The following is a 20,024-nucleotide window of genomic DNA, read 5'->3' as shown; positions in this document are numbered from 1 at the left end:
AGTTTCCATTACAGAAAAACTCCAGTTCTGGGTGTGGGCAAGGTTTAAGGGGGACTGCTCAGGTGCGCTAATACCGCCCTGGTGCAATTGCCGAATGATTGATCTATCAGAGTTCGGAGAAAACTATGGCAGCCATTTCTTTGAGTGTTTCAAGCGTCACTCCCCTAGGTGATCGCGTTCTTATTAAAGTCAGCGCATCTGAAGAGAAAACCGCTGGCGGTATTTTGCTGCCTGATACGGCTAAGGAAAAGCCCCAGGTTGGCGAAGTCACTGCTGTTGGTCCTGGTAAGCGTGGCGATGATGGCAGTCGTCAGGCTCCCGATGTAGAAGTTGGTAATAAAGTCCTCTACTCCAAGTATGCAGGTACTGATATCAAGCTTGGTGGTGACGACTATGTACTGCTATCTGAGAAGGATATTTTGGCAGTCGTTGGCTAAATGTCAATTTAGTTTTGAGTTTTCAGTGTTGGGTTTTGAGTTGAGGGCGACTTCTTAAAGTCAGGAATGTTTGACTTTTTGTGGTTCTACTAAAGCCTGGTCTTCTTAACTAAGAACTCAAAACTCAAAATTAAAAACTCAAGAACTCTGCTTCTTGTCCCCACCCCCAGACTCATCTCAAACGTTCTGAAACATAGGTTAATTCATGGCTAAGCGCATTATATATAACGAGAATGCTCGTCGTGCCCTTGAAAAGGGTATGGATACTTTGGCGGAGGCTGTTGCTGTTACCCTTGGTCCCAAGGGGCGTAACGTTGTCCTTGAAAAGAAGTTTGGCTCTCCTCAAATCGTTAACGATGGTGTCACCATCGCTAAGGAAATTGAGCTAGAGGACAACATTGAGAATACCGGTGTTGCTCTAATCCGACAGGCGGCTTCCAAGACTAATGATGCAGCTGGTGATGGTACTACCACTGCAACTGTACTAGCCCACGCCATTGTTAAAGAAGGTCTACGTAACGTAGCGGCAGGTGCAAATGCGATCGCGCTTAAGCGCGGTGTCGAAAAAGCCACTGCTTATCTGGTAGAGCGAATTGCTGAAAAAGCTCAGCCTGTTGGTGACTCTACTTCCATCGCCCAGGTAGGTACTATCTCTGCTGGTAACGATGAAGAAGTCGGCAAAATGATTGCCGAAGCCATGGAGAAAGTAGGCCGTGAAGGCGTTATCTCTCTTGAAGAAGGCAAGTCCATGACGACTGAGCTGGAAATCACTGAGGGCATGCGCTTTGACAAGGGTTATATCTCCCCTTACTTTGCGACTGATACTGAGCGCATGGAAGCGGTTCTAGATGATCCCTACCTACTACTGACTGATAAGAAAATCGCCCTTGTGCAGGATCTTGTCCCTGTGCTTGAGCAAGTTGCTCGCTCTGGTAAGCCCTTACTAATCATTGCTGAGGATATCGAGAAAGAGGCGCTAGCTACTCTCGTTGTTAACCGTCTACGCGGCGTTCTTAACGTAGCTGCTGTCAAGGCTCCTGGCTTTGGCGATCGCCGCAAGGCCATGCTAGAAGATATTGCTGTCTTGACTGGTGGTCAGGTAATCACTGAAGACGCTGGTCTCAAACTCGACAACGTCAGCCTTGAGATGCTGGGCACCTCTCGCCGTGTCACCTTGACTAAGGACAACACCACCTTGGTTGCTGAAGGTAACGAAGCGGATGTGAAGGCACGCTGCGAGCAGATTCGTCGTCAAATCGAAGAGTCTGATTCTAGTTATGACCAGGAGAAGCTGCAGGAGCGTTTGGCTAAGCTTTCCGGTGGTGTGGCTGTGATCAAAGTCGGTGCTGCTACCGAAACTGAGATGAAAGACCGCAAGCTGCGTTTAGAAGATGCGATCAACGCCACTAAGGCTGCTGTTGAAGAAGGTATCGTTCCTGGGGGGGGTACTACCCTGGCTCATCTAGCGCCCGGCCTTGAAGAGTGGTCCAACGCTAACCTCGCTGGTGAAGAGTTGACAGGTGCTCTAATTGTGACTCGTGCTCTGACTGCTCCCCTCAAGCGTATTGCTGAGAATGCTGGTCAGAACGGTGCGGTTGTTGCTGAACGAGTCAAAGAAAAGGAATTCAACATTGGCTTTAATGCAGCGACTAACGAGTACGTTGATATGTTGACAGCTGGTGTCGTTGACCCCGCGAAAGTAACTCGCTCTGCCACTCAGAATGCTGCCTCGATTGCGGCTATGGTGTTGACCACTGAGTGTATCGTTGTCGATAAGCCTGAGCCTAAGGAAGCAGCTGGCGCTGGCGCTGGCGGCGGTATGGGTGACTTTGACTACTAAGGTTACTTTGCAATTAATTCATTGACGCTTACGAGCATCGATAATTGTTGACTAAAGAGCGGTAGGTGTTGATCACCTGCCGCTTTTTTATGGGCAGTTGTTCGTCGATCTATGATTAATTTGAGTGAGCTTTTACTAATCAACTATTGCCTGGTGGCTACCTCAAACCTATCAAGACTATATTGAATATCGCCAGAATCGTCGTGAGCACGAAAGGCAACAGCGTCTTACCCACTATGCACTTGGCTAAAATGCGTGCCCAGGAGGCTGCTAACTTTACTTTCTTCTGGTTGATGGCCTTGAAACGTCTCAGGACAAGGCTCTAAATATTCTTTTTGACAAAGGTTTTTATCAAAAACCTGTGTAATTCGGTCAATTGCCACTACAATGACAGCAAAATTTTTGGTTTAGTCCCTAACAGCCTTCCTAACTCAGTCAGTACCTTGGTGGAGCAATGGTCAGATAAAAAACGGGTCATATCCACGTACGTTTTTTGAGGTGAGCTTTAGCGAATTAAGCCAATTAGGGCATTTACGGACCTGATGACTTGCGTTACAACAGTCAGGTCTAGTGTGGTTTCTACAGGCTCCACACTGAGAATTTCCCGGATTTCTCGGGGGAGCCCCATGTCGGCCTATATTTTCTGGGACATTGCCGCTAATGACAGCTACGCCTACCGATCCGCAGCAATTTAGTTCATCTTCTGTAGCGCCTACTGGAAGTGAGGGGGCTCTGCGTCAGCCTAGAGGTGGGCGGCCAAAAGGCCGACAAACTTGGTTCTGTTCAGGATTATGGTTGTTTCTATTGGCGTCATCAAGTGCGCTAGGTCTTTGGGCGATCGCAATGATTACTCGCTTACCCCCTTTGCCCAAATGTGATGACATTTCTATATTTAGTGCAGATAGCGAACGACTTTATTGTGCCAGGCAAGCATCCGTATCAGGTTCTGAGCGAGATTTAGTTGCTAGTGTCCAGCTCATTGCCAATTGGGATCAGTCTCATCCTTTATATAAGGACTCTGAGGAAGTGGCTAATCGATGGTCTAAGGGCCTGTTTAAGCTGGCGCAAAAGCGGATGCAAACGGGACATTTGGACCGAGCAACCCAGTTGTTGCAGGTTATCCCCTCCCGGGCAGAGATCTACCCAGAAGCTGAGACCGCGTTAGAGCGTTGGGAGCAAGAGTGGACAACGGGAAGAGAGATTACAGCTGCTGTTACAGAAGCGATTGGTAATCAAAACTGGAGCGGTGCACGCAAGCAGTTGCGTGCCATGAAGCGCTTAACCAGTGATTATTGGCTGAAGGATCGTCATCGTTACTTAGGGCAGTTTATTCAGCGAGAAGAAGATTCCAGGCGTAACTTGATCAAAGCCAAGACCCTGGCTGGTAGCGGCAACATAGAAAATATGGCAGAAGCCTTGGCGTTGGTTCGGCAGATCGATGTACAAAGTCAAGCATGGCCCGAGGCCAAGCCATTAGTAGATGACTGGGCTGTGAGTCTTCTGAACTATGGCTTTCAAAAGTGGGAGCAGGAAGATCTAGATGGAGCCATCACTATCATTCAACAGGTACCGGTAGATTTAGCGATAGAGCCTGAGGCCAAGGACTTGGTTTTGTTTGCCCATGCTCAGCGACTGGCTAAGTTTCGTCAGGATTGGGAGCCTATCTATGGAGATATCCTAAATCTGCGAGAGGCGATTCAGGCAGCACAGCGCATTGGGAATGACAGTCTGTTTTACAGCGAGGCTCAGGCTAAATTGATGCTGTGGAACAATCAGCTAAAGGATTTGCAACAGCTCTATGGAGCAGCACTTGTAGCTAATCTCAATCAAAAAGGTGCATTGCAGCTTGCTATCGAACAAGCTCAGGTAGTTGCTGCTGATCGACCTCAGCGTCAGCAGGCTCAAACCTTGATTGCCCACTGGTCAAAAGAAATTCAGCGGATTGAGGATCGCCCCTTTTTGGCGCAGGCTCAACAGCTGGCAGATAAGGGAGATAAGGCGAGTTTACAAGCGGCGATTGCTCAGGCTGGCAAGATTCAGCAGGGCAGAGCTCTACGGATAGATGCACAAACAAATATTGCTCAGTGGACGAAACAAATTCAGGTTTTAGAAGATCAGCCTCTTTACAGCAAGGCTTTGGATCTGGCGAGTAAAGGTAAGCTACGGGATGCCATTACTGAAGCTCGAAAGATTCAGAAGGGACGGGCACTGTATAGTCAGGCTCAGGATTCGATCAAAGAGTGGACAACTCGGATTCAGGTTGCTGAAGATCGGCCGATTTTGAATGAAGCTGAGAAATTGGCATACGAAGGTAGATTGTCAGATGCGATCGCAGTTGCCGCTCGGATTGCTCCCGGTCGAGCCCTATACCGCGAAGCTAGTAATGCTATTGCCATTTGGGATGCCGAGCGCGCTTATATCGAATCCCTGCGAGCACCTGCAGATGATGACTATTATGAAGACGACTATTACGAGGAAGAGGATGACTACGAGGATGATTATGAGTAGTTCGCCTATCGTTTGGGGGCCATATTCCTATAGATAACAGTCATCAGCATCGCAAAGTTCAGCCCGTGGGAGATACTAGAACGGTGAGATGACATCAGGCGGTATGAGTGAACCTACCTTGCAATTAATGCTGGTGGACGAAGATCCCACCTTTCGGTTGGGGTTGCGGGTTTGGTTGGAGCAACTACCTGGATTTCAAATTGCGGCTGAAGCAGCCAATGCGGCTGAGGCGATGGCGATTTTGCGGAAGTGCGATCTCACCCAATCCAAAGCCTTTACTGATCCCACCCTGCGTGGACAGCGTCCCATTAATCTAGTGATTGTTGATTTGGGGTTAGGAGCTAGCGATACAGGCTCTGAACCCATTACTAGTTCAGGGTTACAGTTATGTAAATCCATCAAAACCGAATTTCCTAAGCTGGCTGTTTTGATGCTGAGTGCCCGTGACGAGCCCGTTCTTGAAGCAGCAGCTCGTCAGGTAGGAGCCAATGGTTATGGCACTCGCAGTATGCCTGTACGTGAGCTGGCTCAGCTGATTCGTACGGTAGCAAGAGGAGCCGTTGTTGATAACCTTGAGCAACAGCGCTCCAAACAACTTCCACAGATTCCTGACCCCCTGACTGCGATGCGTTTGAGTATGCGGCTGGCAGGGTTAGCTCAAATTGAACGGCAGCTTGCCAAAACCTCAGCTCAGCTCAGGCGTTCTCGCCTATCCTGGCTGGAACGCCAGATTTTGTCAGGACAAATGCGGGAACTCAAAGCAGCTCGCTGGTTTACCAAGCACCTTTGGTCCACGCGTAACTATGCAGATGCAGGCTGGGTGAAAAAGAATGTAAGCCCTCGTTTATCTAAGCGAGAGTCAACGGAATTGGCAGCTCCAATGCCCAGTGCCCTAGGCACTACTGCTGTGACGGCCACAGGACCTGCGAACCTAAGTCTACGTAGCGGTGATGTCCAAAACATGGTGTTTGAAGCTGTCTTCGAAAAGCTCCAAACTGATTTAGAAAATACGACGTCAGAACCGTTAGAAATTGATATTCTCCGCCTTGATAAAAAACGAGAGCTCCTATTTATCATTCTGCGGCAGTTTGAAGATTTATTGGACGACCTGCGGCAATCGGCTTTACAGCCCGGACAGCTACGGGACAAATCACCCCAGATTTTGCGAGATTTGTGGGTTGCCACCATCGAGGAGTTTTTTGGCCGTTATTACACTGTGCCGTTAAATGGTGTCGAGCAAGAGCTTGTGGCTGTGCTCTATCAAGAAAAAGATACGGTTGAGCAGGATATTCTGGCGCATATTCCACTATTACCAGCTTTGTTGGCCCACTGGCTGTTTCAGGATGCCATGGTGATTGATGGGACCACTTATATTGCAACCACACCTGAGGCATTGGTCCAGAGTGAGAAACTGTTAGAAAATCTGTTGATCCAAGTTGGGAACGCTGTGATGCAACCCTTACTCAATCGTTTGGCAGATGTGGAAGTGATCAAAAAGGGACTATACAGTCGTCGGATTATTTCTACCCGTGACATTGAGCGCTTTCGTAATGAGCTATCTTGGCGCTATCGTGTCAATCATTTGGTTAACGAGCCTACGGCCATCTTTGAGAGCCAGTATCGTCTTTATACCTTAGGGCCAAGGGGTATGATGCTGACACCGATTTATGCTCCTCGTCGTGCTGAACTCGATCAGCTATCGGGGTTACCCTGGGCGATGACTCTACTACTCGAAACTCGCGATGCCTTGAGCCCTCGCGTTCGAGCCATGATTGCGCTAGTGGGCAGTAGCGTAGTGTATGTGCTTACCGAGGTAGTGGGACGAGGAATTGGTTTAGTGGGGCGGGGGATTTTGCAAGGGATCGGTAGTGCTTGGCAAGATACCCGTCGAGCTAGACAACGTCAGGCTCCGCCTACATTTAATGAGTGGGAGTAGATGACGACGATAGGTTCTGTTTTCCTGAGTAATGTCTCAGAGATTACTTGACGGTGGCGACCCTACGTAATGTCGTTAACCATAAAGTTCGGCAGTCAGGAAATGGATCCATTTCCTGACTGCCGAACTCTTTTTATTGGCCTACCTGATGCAGGTTGGCATGCTTGAGATTGACTGTTAAATCTTCAGCCAACCGAACCAGGAGAGAATAACGGCGACAGCTCCGCTGGTGAGTATGACAGCACCTGCCACTGTAAGGACTGCCCCAACTTTCCGTAACCCTTCTGGAGGCATACCATCGCCGAAGAGCACATCCCCACCACCGGCAAAGTCATATCCTAACGCCTTAAGTTGTTCTAGATGTGCGCTACCGTAGCGAGGCATGCGCTCAAATGGGATTTCACCCATAGATTGCTGAGGTAAAATGCGCCGACGCTGGTAGGGCACAGTATCCTCACCAAAGTTATTCATGTATTCATCGCTGTTAAGCAATGCATTGACAAAACCTTGGATGCCTTCGGTGGCTAACACAATTGACCAGGCTAGGGTTTCACGCTGATCATATACTCGGCGGCCCAGCACACGCTGAACACACATGTCGACAAAACGGTAGTTGTTGCTGCACTCATAGTTGAGCCGTCTAAAGGATTCAGATAGCAGCAATCCTCGAATAAATTCACGGACAGATAGCTGAGAACTACGCAACTGAGACTCTAAAAAGCGATCGCGATGGCAGCTTAAAAGCTGTTGCTCATTAAAGATGCGGCGATAGGCAGCCAAGATTAGAGTTTCAATTTCCTGAGCATCGGGTAGCAGCGTGGTGGAAAAGATACGGGGCTGCTCATCACCGGGAACTTCAAAACCGCTCACACGCTGGTTTTGGCAACTGGTGGGATAGCTTAACAAAGGTAAGGTCATTGGGTGCAAATCCTTTTGCTAGTGCAGTGCCAGGGAAAAACTGCTGGGTAGCTGTTGTCACTACCCAAAGTGCAGTTATATGGGGAGTTCTCGTCCTCCGTTAGATCCAAGTTTATGAACATGGCGGAGAGCACTTAAAAAAAATGTACGGAAACTCAATTAAACACAATGAAAATCAATAATTTTCCTCATTGACCATAGATAGGCTTGATGATGCCTTGGGGAGGCTGCGGTTTAATTGTAACGATTTGCCTGACTATGGCTGAGTACAAATGCTTAGTTGATCTGTAAATCAAAAATATCTGTGATATCTAAGTAGTGTTGTCTTTGAAAATGAGAAGTCGTAATATTCTGTTACTTTTAGCGACGGCGGATTTTGCTCATCATTTTGCGAGACCAACGCAGCTGTAGCTGTTCGTGGCTGGCCCAGTCTTGGAGGATTCGAAAAAAGATTTGGCGATCGCTAGTTTGTAACACAGCAGTTTGATCGGCGGTTTCAATGGCATAGGGATAACCACCACCCACTATGGTTTCCGCTCTAACCCAGTTGAGTATTTGGTCGGTAAGGGCAGTTTCATGCATCCAGCGAGGCATTTCAATGCGGGCTGGGGGGCCTTGGTTGGTTTTCAGATAGGTAAAGGTGATGCGGTCTGACTGTTCTTTGTAGTCGGCGAGAATGCCGGTGCGATCGCACCTAAATATTGGCGTACAATCCCCCCACTCCATAAAACGACTCAGCATCTGTGCATCATGGACTGCAAGCATTTTCTCCACACCAATGAACAGTTCTAAAAGAGTCGTTAAATCATGGGCATAGCTAGTATCCACATATCCCACTAGCGGGACCCGGTGATGTTCGCTTGCCCGTAATAATTTCAAAAGCGCCTTGACATAGGCTTTCCGGGCATCTTCCTCATAGGCATCGGCAAAAGTGGCCACCAGAGATCCATCGAAAAAAACCAGACAGTGTTCTGGATCCTTTACTTGTTCGATGTAACTGACTAGGCGTTCCGTTTCCATCTGAAATCGATGCAGATTGACGATGCGCTCTGCATGGGTGGACGGATCGTGAACCCTTAAGTCGCGTGGGGTGAGAATGTTTAATTCAATATCTTTGGTGTAAGCCCCGTCAGGCGTGTGAGGGTTTTCAAACCAACCAACCTGAACTAAGGCAATGGGCAGCGATAGATCTTTGCTGGAAAAAATCTGTGAACCGTCTACTGCAAATGTGGTTACCCCACTCAGATGTTCGCTCACCCATTGCAAGCTATGTTCACGGTTGCTCCACCTCAGGTTGCTTCGGCAAACACCTGGTTTGCTCAGTGGCTCTAGCGGTCTGGCTCCGACATTGCCCCTTTGATGGGTGGTTAGCCAATCTTGCAACTGCTCAGGTTGAGTTGAACATAAGTCCTGCCAAGCTGCCTGATAGGCCTCTAAGCCTGATTGATTACTACTCTCAAAGCTACGAAAGTCTTTGCGCTTTTTCTGCAAGATCGCCTGGATTTGAGATGGTTTGATCGCCATGGGCAAAATAGGGCATTTGTACTGCTATTGTGCCATGGGTTGATCATGTAGGGGCGTTCCATAGAACGCCCCTACATGAGGTTATCGGCGCGATTGTAATTTCCGATAGACGTCCTTGATGTCTACGTTGTGGTGGGCTAGGGCTACGAGGGTGTGATATAGCAAGTCGGCCACTTCCCCGGCGATGTCGTCAGGGTCGTCGTCTTTACAGGCCATGACAACTTCGGCGGATTCTTCGCCGATTTTTTTGAGGATTTTATTGTCGCCGCCTGCGAATAGCTTGTTGGTGTATGAGTCGGGTTTGGGATTGGCTTTGCGATCGCAAATCACCCCATACACCTGAGAAAGCGTATCCGCTGTTGGTGGTGTAACCCCCCCATCCACTTGATGGAAACAGCTACGTTCCCCGGTATGGCAGGCAATGTCGCCTACCTGTTCAATCGACAACAGTAGGGCATCACTATCGCAGTCGTAGCGAATCGCCTTGAGCTTTTGTAGATGGCCTGAGGTGGCTCCTTTATGCCATAGCTCCTGTCGGGAGCGGCTCCAATACCACACATCACCGGTTTCTAAGGTTTTCTGTAATGATTCCTGGTTCATCCAGGCCATCATTAGCACTGTGCCATCGAGATAATCTTGTGCGATCGCAGGTACCAGACCCTGATCGTTGTAGCGAATTTTGTCAGTGGGAATAGCGCCTACGAAAGAAAGCGAGGTACTCATGATCCGTGTTAGTTCAGTATCCAGTCAGCTCAGTGCAGCCCTATTGTCGCAGTTTGCGGGCTTTCACTGCATTGCTACATTCCTTAACATATTGCAATAGATGCAATCACAAACGATAGGATTGAGAATACTGCAATCTTCGCCATCACTAATCTAATGCCGTTCTTGGAGGGCGAAGCGGTCTCCTGACAGAATATCCATCGGATGCATGAAGAAGGCATTCAAGTCAGTATCCTTGCACAACGGCAGCTATTGCGGGTTGTCAGTTGATCCCTTAGAACAAACGAATTTAACAATAAGGAGAGCCCGTTGGTTTCCACCACATCATCATTAAAAACCACTAAATCAGATGAGATTTTTGCGGCAGCCCAAAACTTGATGCCTGGAGGCGTTAGCTCTCCCGTACGGGCATTCAAGTCCGTTGGCGGCCAACCTATCGTATTTGATCGCGTCAAGGGGTCCCATATCTGGGACGTTGACGGCAACGAATACATTGACTATGTCGGCACTTGGGGCCCTGCGATTTGCGGTCATGCCAATGATGAAGTTAACACTGCCTTAGTTGAGGCCCTACAAAAAGGCACCAGTTTTGGTGCGCCCTGTTACCTCGAAAATGTTTTGGCTGAGATGGTGATTGCCGCTGTCCCTAGCATTGAGATGGTGCGCTTCGTCAATTCAGGTACCGAGGCTTGCATGGCTGTACTGCGATTGATGCGAGCATTTACCGGTCGCGACAAGGTCATTAAGTTCGAAGGCTGCTACCACGGCCATGCTGATATGTTCCTGGTCAAGGCTGGTTCAGGTGTGGCGACCCTTGGCCTGCCCGACTCTCCCGGTGTACCCAAAAGCACCACGGCAGCGACGCTCACCGCTCCCTATAACGATCTGGAAGCTGTTAAAGCACTCTTTGAACAAAATCCTGACGAAATTTCCGGTGTCATTCTAGAGCCTATTGTTGGTAACTCTGGTTTTGTCACTCCCGATGCAGGCTTTCTTGAGGGCCTTCGGGAAATCACTGAAGAGAACGGTACACTGCTGGTATTTGACGAAGTTATGACCGGCTTCCGCATTGCCTACGGCGGTGTACAAGAAAAACTAGGCGTTACTCCTGACCTGACCACCCTGGGTAAAATCATCGGCGGTGGTCTACCCGTTGGTGCCTACGGCGGACGCCGCGAAATTATGGAAATGGTTGCCCCTGCGGGTCCGGTATACCAAGCCGGTACACTGTCAGGTAATCCTCTAGCTATGACTGCGGGTATCAAGACCCTCGAAATTTTGGGGCGTTCTGGTGCCTATGAGCAGCTTGAATCAAAAACAAATCAGCTGATTACCGGTTTGCTAGAAATCGCCCGTGAAAATGGCCATGCTGTTTGTGGTGGTAACATCAGCGCCATGTTTGGTATGTTCTTCACTGAAGGCCCTGTTCATAACTATGACGATGCCAAGAAGTCGGACCTGGAAAAATTTAGCCGTTTCCATCGGGGTATGTTAGAGCAAGGGGTATACCTAGCACCCTCTCAGTTTGAGGCTGGCTTTACCTCTTTACAGCACACGGATGACGACATTGCTAATACATTGGCGGCTGCCCGTACCGTGCTTTCCTCGATTTAGATTGATGGGCTGTGTTTACAGCAGCCCCAAGCTAGCACTTTCTATAAACAGGCTGGGTAATGGTTCATAAGGGCCATTACCCAAATTTTATTCATTCATCAAGGACTGATCACTCATTTCAATCCATGGACGATATTGATGCTCTTAAGATTTTAGAAACTGAGATAGGTTTAGATGCCCCTATCGATCCTTTAGATGACATTTCACTAGAGGACGATACTCCTCGATATAACCCTGAGCAGATGCTGCCGCTGCTGCAGTCAGACAATCTACAGCAGCGAATGTTGGCGGCGCGCGCATTTTATAAAATCCAAGAGCCTCGTGCTATACCTCGGCTCATTGAGCTGTTGGATGACGAAAGTCCATTGGTACGCGTCAACGCAGCTTATGCTCTGGGGCGTAACCCTAGCGAAACAGCCGTTGATGCCCTGATTGATCAACTCACCAATGATTCCCATGGCTATGTGCGAAAAGCGGTGGTTTGGGCTTTGGGCAATTGTCGTAATGAGAAGGCTGTTACGCCCTTGGTAGAAGCGATCGAGAACGATATGTCCGTCGTTAGGCTGTGGGCAGCCAGTGCCCTTGGCCAGATGGGAAAGATCAGCTTTGAAGCCATTCTCAAAGCAATTCCGGCATTGGTCAAAACCATGCGCAATGATCCGATTGCCGTTGTGCGTAGCAACTGTGCCTGGTCGATTGGTGAACTGTGTAAGGACTTAACCTACAACGTGGTATATGCCACAGCTATTGACGCGTTGATCGAGACTTTTGCCGACGATGAAGATTTGGGTGTGCGGGATGATGCCCGTGCTTCTATCCTGAACCTGGGTGACCCCCGTGGTTTGCAGGTTATTGAAGAAATTGAGCAAGATCAAGATTTTTAGCAGCATCAGCCCTGACTAAAACGTTGATTAGCGACATTTTGCGACAATCTTTTGCGATAGCAACCCCGTGTGGGATGATTTGGGCGACTGCTTCAGAATTCCCCGCATCCCATGCTTCTCATTGATTGGCTAATTGTATTGGCCTACCTGATCTTTACGATGGTGCTAGGCGTCTACCTATCGCGTAAAGCCTCCGGTAGCCTGGTTGATTTCTTTGTGTCCGGGCGTTCCCTGCCCTGGTGGTTAGCCGGTACCAGTATGGCCGCTACCACCTTTTCCATTGATACGCCGCTCTATGTGGCCGGTGTTGTCGGCTCTCGTGGTATTGCCGGAAATTGGGAATGGTGGAGCTTTGGTATTGCCCATGTGGTGATGATCTATGTGTTTGCGCGGCTGTGGCGACGGTCTGAAGTGGTGACCGATGCGGAGCTGACGGAGATTCGCTACGGCGGTCAAACGGCTGCTGTGTTGCGCGGTGTCAAAGCCTTCCTATTTGCCGTACCCATCAACTGTATCGGCATCGGCTATGCCATGTTGGCCATGGTCAAGGTGGTGGATGCTCTGGAACTGTGGCAGAGCGTGGGCATTGAACCCAACGACAGTCTGAAGCTGTGGAGTGTGATTGTAGTCAGCATTTTGGTGCTGTTCTATGCTGGATTCTCCGGACTGTGGGGGGTGGTGGCCACGGACTTTTTTCAGTTTTTCCTGGCGTTGATTGGGGCAATAGTGGTAGCAGTGGCCTCGATTAACGAAGTGGGCGGTATGCAGAATTTGGTGAATCAGGCTCAGGCAAATACTGAGTTCGATATTCTGAGCATATTACCCATTACCTTTGACGGCGGTATTGGCTGGAGTTCAGTGGCAGGTATTCCCGCCAGTGCTTTTATGGCCTATGTCTTTTTGCAGTGGTGGGCGTTTCGTCGCAGCGATGGTGGTGGGGAATTTATTCAGCGTTTAGTGGCTGCCAAAGATGAAAACGAAGCCGAAAAAGCGGCCTGGTTTTTCAACATTTTGCATTATGTGATTCGCACCTGGCCCTGGATTATCGTCGCTCTGGCAGCAGTGGCTATCTATCCAGATTTAGCCGACCGTGAACTAGGTTATCCCAAGTTGATGCTTAACTTTTTACCCCCCGTGGTGCTGGGGCTGGTAGTTGCTTCACTCATTGCGGCCTTTATGAGTACTGTGTCCACCCTGATCAACTGGGGTGCCTCATATTTAACCAATGATCTCTATGGTCGATTTATTAACCCCGATGCCACCCAGTCCGAATTGGTAAATGTAGGGCGACTTACGTCGGTGCTGGTGACTGTTTTCGGAGCAATGGCAGCGTTCTTTGCTTCTGATGTGGCAACAGTTTTTCGTTTGGTGATTGCCATTGGTACAGGCCCTGGCCTTGTACTCATTTTGCGCTGGTTCTGGTGGCGCATTAATGCGGCGGCTGAGCTGAGTTCCATGTTGACCGGGTTTGTCATTGGCCTGCTGACTAGTGTTTTAGAGGTGGTCAAGATTTCTGATTTTGGTCTGCGCTTGTTAGTGACTGCAGGCATTACTACTGCGGTTTGGATCATCGTTATGCTCCTGACACCCCCTGAGTCTGATGAGACCCTGGATAACTTTTATCGGCGCGTACGCCCCGGTGGTCCTGGTTGGCAGCGTCAGCGTCAGCGTACAGGAGTGAGACCCTTGCAAAATCTGGGTCTAGAGTCTCAAAGAGTCGTAGCAGCATTACTATTGCTGTTTGGCGCAATGTTCGCCGTAGGTGGCTTTTTGCTGCTGAAATCACTATTGGGCTGGTGTTCGTTGATTATTGCTGTGGGCGGCTGGTGGTGGTTACGCCAACTCCATTATCAGCCCATATCACCTGTGCCAAGACCGGGGTTAGATGACGACGATTTGTAGTCTTAACAGTGAAGTTTTGCCTCTTAGTGTCACTGCCTAAGAAACGTTACGATACTTAATGACAGTTGCCACTGCATCACATAATTTCCATTTATCCTGATTTGTAGAGCTTTACCATGTCCATCATTCGTTCCTATGTGATTCCGTTTCTGATTTTGATTGTTTTTTTGGTGGCTATGGTGGCGGTCAGTGCACGTATTTGGCTACCCAGCGACATGATGGCTCCAGCTCCCATTGATGGTGAGGATCTTGCTATGGCTGGGAATTTTTTACTCGCTAGCTTTAGTGTCTGACTGGCCCGAGGGATATCAACTGATTGAGGGCTCTAGTCTGGATCGTTCGCGATTAGTGACGACCATGGCAAGTGCCTATGGAGAATTAGGGGCTACTCAATTGGGACATCTGACTAAAACTGTTGAGTTGTATTTTGAAAGCCCATCAATGCTTTGGTGGTTAGAGAAATCTGGTACCTCACGGGTTGGTTTTACTGCGAGGCAACCTAGTGCCATAGGATGTCTTTGGTTAGGGCAATCTATCAATCAACTGACTGGAGCACTTCAGGCTTATATTTATTTGGTTTATGTAGAACCGGCCTATCGGCGGCAGGGACTGGGGCGTGGGTTAATGAACCATGCAAGACGTTGGGCTCAGGAGCAGGGCTATGCCCAGATGAGTCTTCAGGTGTTTTGCAAAAACAAGGTGGCGATTCAACTGTATGAGGACTTGGGTTTTATGCCCACGGCTACATTACTAACGTTGGACGTTTAAGGTGCATTCTCTACTGGGCTTGCTAAGCATCCTGCATGCTAGCGATAATTCTGAAATTGCAAAGCAACGGGCCAGTCTTCTTCTTTGATTAGCTGGATTGCAGCTTGCAAATCATCCTTAGACTTTGCAGAAATCCGAACCGCCTCCCCTTGAATAGAGGCTTGTACCTTTTTCAGGTTGTCACGAATCATTTTCGAGATTTTTTTTGCGGTTTCTTGACTGAGTCCTTTTTTCAACTCAATGTCTTGTCTGATTCGGTTTCCGCTGGCGGCTTCGATATTGCCATAGTCGAAGATTTTCATCGACAGGTTGCGCTTAGCGGCTTTGGTTTGAATCAGCGTATGGACTGCTTCTAGGGTCATTTCGCTGGCGGTTTCGATGGCAATATTGGTTTCACCCAGATCTAGGGTTGTTTTGGTGTCTTTGAGGTCATACCGGCTTTTGAGCTCACGGCGCACTTGATCAAGTGCATTGACTAGCTCTTGACGGTCAAAGTCGCTGACGACATCAAAGGAATAGTTAGAAGCCATGGGAGAAATGAATCGTGGGGTAAATCGACTAGTTGCTATTGTAGCCAGATGGTTTTGCAGCTCATTAGGTAGAGGCTGAAAATACTGAGGCTACCGATGCCAAACATGAGCGATCGCAACGGTGCCACATTCAAAATATAGAAAACTGAAAACAGCAGACGAGCAATCAGATAAGCTATCACTGCCATCAGAGCAGCATTACTTTCCTGACCTGTGATATAAGCAATCACCGCTGCCGGAGCATAGATAATAAATGACTCAAACGAATTTTGATGGGCCCAGTTTGCTCGTTTGGCATGGTCTGGCAATTTATCCGTATAAAAACGAGGCTGACTGAATACTTCGAATGGACTATCCATAGACTGAGCTAACTTAACCCGTTCTGCCGCCACCAACATATAGGGCAAATAGATTAAGAACGCCGCAATTGGCAAACTATACAAAAAAATGTTGGGGGCCAATAGTAAGTTCACAGCATTAATCAAAGTAAAACAGCGTTACAATCTTGCGCTGATCTTCCGCATCTTTGCAGGTTTGCAGCAGGGTATGACTATCGTGGAAAGCAAAGCAAATTAATTGCTGACATCGCGAGATAATCTCCTGGTTGCACAAGGAGCTGGCCTCTGCTAATTCCAGTCTGTCATTGGCTGAGTTTTCGACTAGGTGGATGACGGAGTCTAATTGCTCTCGGGACTCTTTGGGCTGGCGATCCAAGCTCTGCGGCAAAATAACCGTTAGCAGGTTTGGGTCTGCTTTCATCGCTCCACGGATAGCAGCGGCATTGGTCCCTGTTGCCCCAGACGTCAGTAAACGATTACCACCAAGTACCAAGGCGTAACTCATCAGCTCAATTAACCGCAGATGAGTAATAGGTACATGCCGGGACCCTAAGATAGCTATACGCTTTGAGCCCGACTGCTGAATAGCAGCAAGCTCTTGCAAGAAGTCATCTACCCTAAGTGATTCGATGGGAGTATCAAGAGACTGACTCAAGGGTTTATATAGTTTGAATGAAGGGACTGGCCAATTCTACCAAACCCTTGTCCCTACGCTCGTATCCTAGTCTGCTGTATCTCAACTATTCCTAAGCAGTCACTGCAGGAGAGGACAAATTCAGCTCAGTCATTAGTCGTTCTACATCGAAGTGTTTTTCCATCAGCAGCTGAATGCACTGGACTTTGATGGGTTCTTGGAGACGTACCTGTTGAAATGACTTTTCAATGATTTCAACGGTGGTCAGGGTATCCAAATCAACCGATAAAATAGGGACTTCTAGATCTTGGGCGCGGCTGATGATGTCAGGACGTGGAGCAATGTGCCCAGTCAAAATCAGACACTGAGTAGCGGTTTCCAAGGCAGCGAGTTGGATATCAGCTCGGTCACCACCGGTAATTACGGCCATGTTATCGGCCAGTCGAAAATACTTGAGGGCTGAGTTTACATTCATCGCGCCAATACTTAGGCTCTCAACCATCAGATCCATCCGTTCTTCGCAGCAAAGCACCTCAGCCTTGAGCTGTTGCACTAGCTCACCGACGCTGACGCTCCGCATTAGAGGTGTACTCGGTAAAATCCCTAGCACGGGGATATCATGGCGCTCCAAACAGGCTGTGACATTAGTAGTGACGTCCTGCAACTGCTCTACTGGGACATCGTTAATCAATACCCCCATCAGACGATCGCCTAGTTTTTGCTTAGCTGCCAATAGGCCATCGACAATGAGCACCGAGTGGAATCTAGCCACCAACATAACCTGAGCTTCAGTGATTTTGGCTAGCTGAGGTAACGATAAACCAAACAAGGTGCCCTCTTCGAGGTTACCTGTTCCCTCGATCAGTAATAAGTCTTCCCCCTGACCTCCCAGGTAGGTGGCCATTTGCTGTGGGTCAATAGCAGCATTTTCGTCAGTTAGCTGTTGCGCAATTGTTTGAGCATCTAGTGATAGAAGCGTTGGTCTTAGGCGTGATGGAGGTAATTTTAAGATTTTAGAAATGAAGCGGACATCCTCATCAATACCGGCTTCGTCACTGGGACAAGTGCCAACAGGTTTGGCGTAGGCGATATCAATACCGCGATCCTGAAGCTGCAAGGCCAGACCTGTTATGGTGGCCGACTTACCACTGTATGGCTCTGTTGAGCCAATCAGCAGGTGCTTTGATGGATTGGGCACACTATCACTCCTAACTACCAATAGGGCTACCGTTTATTGTGCCATGGAGAGTTGTTAGCATTTTGCAAAAAGGTTAACTTTTGACGAAGCTTTTGATTGGGCTTGTAGGGATCACTGCGTCGTAACCTTGCATGCTATTTCAAGCGTAAGCGTTACCATCTTGAGGCTTTGTGACTGTCGTGCAATGTATTCCCTCAAGCCGATGTGCCGAATCTAATGTCACGGTTTAGTTACTCGTCGACCCTGAGGAGTTTTCGATAAAAGGTTTTGGAAAAATCGGGAGACCGTTTTAGTCGCATAGCGGTAACCACATCGATCAAGAAATCTACAAATTCAAATGTGGCCATGGTGATTTCGTAGGTGAGATCAGCATCACCATCGAACTGCATCCGACATTGAGTCAAGTCGGCCGGTAGCATCGAAACATTCCATGTGGCTAAAAAAGCAATGCTCTCACCGCCTTCAATGCGGCGCTCGCCTTCAAGATTGCCACGTTTATATAGGCCAATGGCATAGGGGAGTGCTTTACGTTTATTGCCTTGGTAGTAGGGCATGTAAACGCCGACATCTTGTTTGGGAGCGGGCTGAATGTCTATAGGCATAGGGTTGAGCAGTGGAGTCTCTTAAGACATGGTGAACTTATGTAAACACAGACGTCAAGGGCTTTCTAGACCTAGGTCCTGAACTGCTTTTAGGCATGATGTTACCAGCAGGGATCAAGATGCTGTCAATGTGTTTTACCGAGCAATAGTGTACCCATAGAATCCTTGGCTCTGTGCACCTCTAGAGCAGTGGATTACAGGGAATATCTGTCGAAAGATGATGTGATGTAACAGATTTTAATAAGATATTACTAATCTGTAACCCTATGCCCAAATCATACGAAACCTATGGCGATTGACATGATATCGGATGTTTCACTAGATGATCTTTCGGAAGGACGTCGCCTCAAAGCGTTAGCCGCTTTAGTTTTTTTGTGGGGGTTAACGTTGGTGTTGCACTGGTCAACTTGGGGCTTCTTAGTTGTTTGGACGGTCACTGTGCCGATAGCGATGTACATCGTTAGAATTGCGATCGCAAATCCAGCCCATGCCGTTAGTCCTAATAAAGCAACGATTCCATCTGCGTTAGACCATACCAGTTGTCCCAAAGTTTCTTTATTAGTTGCAGCTAAAAATGAAGCGACAGTCATTTCGAATTTAGTCGCTTCGCTTTGCAATTTGGACTATCCCGAAGATTGCTATGAGCTTTGGATTATCAACGATAACAGTGACGATGATACTGGCCGAATTCTAGATCGACTGGCCCAGAGTTTTCCCAAGTTGAAAGTTTTACATCGTGGCCCAGAGGCAACGGGGGGCAAGTCCGGTGCACTCAATTTGGCTTGGCCTAGGGCAACGGGGGATATTTTGGCCGTGTTTGATGCCGATGCTCAAGTCCCTGCGAACTTACTTCAGCATGTGGTGCCATTATTTGAGAATGAACGGACTGGAGCCATTCAGGTGCGTAAGTCCATCGTCAATAGTGAGACGAATTTTTGGACCCAAGGGCAGGCGGCAGAAATGGCGTTAGATCGCTATTACCAGGAGCAAAGGTCTGCTCGCTGTGGGATTGGAGAGCTTCGAGGTAATGGTCAGTTTGTGCGCCGTGCAGCGATTGCTCAGTGTGGTGGTTGGAATGAAATGACCATCACCGATGATTTAGACCTCACGGTACAGCTTCATCTGAACCAATGGAATATTGGTTTTCTGGCTTCTCCTACCGTTGGGGAAGAGGGCGTTACCAGTGGTGTAGCTCTGTGGCATCAGCGGAATCGCTGGGCTGAGGGTGGGTATCAGCGCTATCTAGATTACTGGCGGCTGCTGATTCGTAATCGATTGGGTTGGAACAAATCCATTGATATGTTGATGTACTGGATTTTGCAGTATATGTTGCCGATGGTGGCATTGCCGGATTTACTAATTGCGATCGCGCTACGTCAGCCTCCTGTGTTTGCGCCTTTGACTACATTTGCGATTGGGATGTCTTACTGGGGCATGACCATGGGCATTTGTCGGACACAAAAAACATCACTACTGTTGGCTATGGTCAAAGCGATCAAAGGGACTGTTTATATGACCCACTGGATTGTGGTTATGGCTTTTGCCACCACCCGTATGGCGGTGCGACCAAAGCGGCTGAAATGGGTCAAGACGATTCATGATGGGGAAGCCGCTAGTGCTTAGTAGGGCATAACTCTACAAAACTTTGATTACACGATCTTTAAATTT

At 48.5% G+C, this 20,024-nt stretch carries 18 protein-coding genes; 10 read left to right on the top strand and 8 right to left on the bottom strand.

Translation table 11 applies throughout. From position 1 onward, the window contains the following. Positions 1-125: 125 nt before the first annotated feature. The 4 genes from groES (at position 126) to IXB50_RS06065 (ending at position 6,721) form a co-directional block, all read left to right on the top strand. Positions 126-437: a co-chaperone GroES gene (groES, locus tag IXB50_RS06080; RefSeq protein WP_023072995.1), complete on the top strand. Its 312-nt coding sequence runs from the start codon at positions 126-128 to the stop codon at positions 435-437. 205 nt (positions 438-642) lie between these two features. Then, on the top strand, positions 643-2,277 hold the full coding sequence (gene groL, locus IXB50_RS06075; protein ID WP_215608056.1) for a chaperonin GroEL: 1,635 nt from the start codon (positions 643-645) through the stop codon (positions 2,275-2,277). A 660-nt stretch (positions 2,278-2,937) separates the two neighbouring features. After that, positions 2,938-4,785, top strand: a complete 1,848-nt coding sequence (locus IXB50_RS06070) for a hypothetical protein (protein ID WP_215608055.1) — start codon at positions 2,938-2,940, stop codon at positions 4,783-4,785. Between the two features lie 103 nt (positions 4,786-4,888). Beyond that, on the top strand, positions 4,889-6,721 hold the full coding sequence (locus IXB50_RS06065) for a DUF3685 domain-containing protein (RefSeq protein WP_215608054.1): 1,833 nt from the start codon (positions 4,889-4,891) through the stop codon (positions 6,719-6,721). A 177-nt stretch (positions 6,722-6,898) separates the two neighbouring features. Here the strand turns inward: IXB50_RS06065 and IXB50_RS06060 are convergent, their stop codons facing one another. From IXB50_RS06060 to hisIE, 3 genes are all read right to left on the bottom strand, one after another. Then, positions 6,899-7,639, bottom strand: coding sequence for a phycobilisome rod-core linker polypeptide (locus IXB50_RS06060; protein ID WP_215608053.1), 741 nt, complete (start codon positions 7,637-7,639; stop codon positions 6,899-6,901). A gap of 360 nt (positions 7,640-7,999) precedes the next feature. Further along, a complete protein-coding gene (locus tag IXB50_RS06055; protein ID WP_215608052.1) occupies positions 8,000-9,163 on the bottom strand; it encodes a DNA double-strand break repair nuclease NurA in 1,164 nt (387 codons plus the stop codon). 81 nt (positions 9,164-9,244) lie between these two features. After that, complete coding sequence (gene hisIE / locus IXB50_RS06050) at positions 9,245-9,886, bottom strand: bifunctional phosphoribosyl-AMP cyclohydrolase/phosphoribosyl-ATP diphosphatase HisIE (RefSeq protein WP_215608051.1); 642 nt, start codon at positions 9,884-9,886, stop codon at positions 9,245-9,247. A 309-nt stretch (positions 9,887-10,195) separates the two neighbouring features. Between hisIE and hemL the strand changes: the two genes are divergently transcribed. From hemL to IXB50_RS22015, 5 genes are all read left to right on the top strand, one after another. Then, positions 10,196-11,500, top strand: coding sequence for a glutamate-1-semialdehyde 2,1-aminomutase (gene hemL, locus IXB50_RS06045; RefSeq protein ID WP_215608050.1), 1,305 nt, complete (start codon positions 10,196-10,198; stop codon positions 11,498-11,500). Positions 11,501-11,625: 125 nt separating this feature from the next. Then, on the top strand, positions 11,626-12,384 hold the full coding sequence (locus tag IXB50_RS06040; RefSeq protein WP_215608049.1) for a HEAT repeat domain-containing protein: 759 nt from the start codon (positions 11,626-11,628) through the stop codon (positions 12,382-12,384). A 111-nt stretch (positions 12,385-12,495) separates the two neighbouring features. Beyond that, positions 12,496-14,286, top strand: coding sequence for a sodium:solute symporter family protein (locus IXB50_RS06035; protein ID WP_215608048.1), 1,791 nt, complete (start codon positions 12,496-12,498; stop codon positions 14,284-14,286). Positions 14,287-14,402: 116 nt separating this feature from the next. Beyond that, a complete protein-coding gene (locus tag IXB50_RS06030) occupies positions 14,403-14,579 on the top strand; it encodes a hypothetical protein (protein ID WP_215608047.1) in 177 nt (58 codons plus the stop codon). Then, complete coding sequence (locus IXB50_RS22015; RefSeq protein ID WP_326520732.1) at positions 14,572-15,054, top strand: GNAT family N-acetyltransferase; 483 nt, start codon at positions 14,572-14,574, stop codon at positions 15,052-15,054. Before IXB50_RS06030 ends, IXB50_RS22015 begins: the two co-directional genes overlap by 8 nt. A 38-nt stretch (positions 15,055-15,092) precedes the next feature. Here IXB50_RS22015 and IXB50_RS06020 read toward each other — a convergent pair whose 3' ends face one another. The 5 genes from IXB50_RS06020 to ebsA form a co-directional block, all read right to left on the bottom strand. Continuing rightward, entirely contained in the window at positions 15,093-15,584 is a 492-nt protein-coding gene (locus tag IXB50_RS06020) for a YajQ family cyclic di-GMP-binding protein (protein ID WP_215608045.1), read from the bottom strand. Positions 15,585-15,619: 35 nt separating this feature from the next. Beyond that, complete coding sequence (locus IXB50_RS06015) at positions 15,620-16,057, bottom strand: MAPEG family protein (protein ID WP_215608044.1); 438 nt, start codon at positions 16,055-16,057, stop codon at positions 15,620-15,622. A gap of 4 nt (positions 16,058-16,061) precedes the next feature. Beyond that, positions 16,062-16,577, bottom strand: a complete 516-nt coding sequence (locus IXB50_RS06010; RefSeq protein WP_215608043.1) for a DNA recombination-mediator protein A — start codon at positions 16,575-16,577, stop codon at positions 16,062-16,064. 91 nt (positions 16,578-16,668) lie between these two features. Continuing rightward, positions 16,669-17,754, bottom strand: coding sequence for a phosphotransacetylase family protein (locus IXB50_RS06005; RefSeq protein WP_215608042.1), 1,086 nt, complete (start codon positions 17,752-17,754; stop codon positions 16,669-16,671). 230 nt (positions 17,755-17,984) lie between these two features. Next, positions 17,985-18,356: a type IV pilus biogenesis protein EbsA gene (gene ebsA / locus IXB50_RS06000; RefSeq protein WP_215608041.1), complete on the bottom strand. Its 372-nt coding sequence runs from the start codon at positions 18,354-18,356 to the stop codon at positions 17,985-17,987. Between the two features lie 288 nt (positions 18,357-18,644). On the opposite strand from ebsA, the gene IXB50_RS05995 reads away from it, so the two are divergent. Beyond that, on the top strand, positions 18,645-19,979 hold the full coding sequence (locus IXB50_RS05995) for a glycosyltransferase (protein ID WP_215608040.1): 1,335 nt from the start codon (positions 18,645-18,647) through the stop codon (positions 19,977-19,979). The last annotated feature ends 45 nt before the right edge of the window (positions 19,980-20,024 follow it).

Origin of the sequence: Leptothoe spongobia TAU-MAC 1115, assembly GCF_018739885.1 — a bacterium.
GTDB classification, from domain to species: domain Bacteria; phylum Cyanobacteriota; class Cyanobacteriia; order Phormidesmidales; family Phormidesmidaceae; genus Leptothoe; species Leptothoe spongobia.
This window is presented reverse-complemented; position numbering and strand designations above follow the sequence as displayed.